Source organism: Cupriavidus sp. R6-3, from assembly GCF_059772245.1.
In genome coordinates this window covers 1-514 of sequence record NZ_JCBAJO010000460.1, presented here as the reverse complement: position 1 = coordinate 514, position 514 = coordinate 1, and the positions used below count along the sequence as shown (strand labels likewise).

Below are 514 nucleotides of genomic sequence, written 5' to 3'. Positions count from 1 at the left end.
GGCATGACCGAGTCGTGTCCCGACATGGCGCAGAAGGCCGTCGAGCCGGATTCGCACGATGGGCTGTGCCTCGAACACTGCCAGCTGGGATCCAAGTCCCTCGACCATGCCAGCCCGCAGCTTCCGGTGTTTCATGCAAGCCTGGTCCATCCCGTGATGCTGGTGCCGGAGCCGCTGCTCGCGCGCCCGAACGCGACGGCTGCGGGAGCCACGCCACGCGGCCCTCCTCGCCCGCTCTCCATCCTGCACTGCTGTTTCCGAACGTAGCCTCCGCCGCAACGCCACCTATCGCGCCCCGACACGTCGTCTGAGGGCGGTCGTTGCTTTGCGGAGGCTTTATGCATTTGCGTTTCCCCCCATTGTGCGGACGCCGGCTGGCGTTCGCCATCACGCTGCTCGGCGCCAGTCATACGCCATGGGCGCAGCCGGCGAGCCGGCTCTCGTTGCAGGAAGCGGTCGCGCTCGCATCATCCCGGTCGAGCGACGCAGAAACATCCTCGTCCGCGGTGCAGTC

Annotated in this window: 1 protein-coding gene; it reads left to right on the top strand. The window is 67.3% G+C overall.

Annotation, left to right across the window (positions count from 1 at the left end; genetic code table 11):
• A partial coding sequence (locus tag AC6EI8_RS26645) for a copper resistance protein (protein WP_498383417.1) occupies positions 1-267 on the top strand: 267 nt, incomplete at its 5' end.
• Between the last annotated feature and the right edge of the window lie 247 nt (positions 268-514).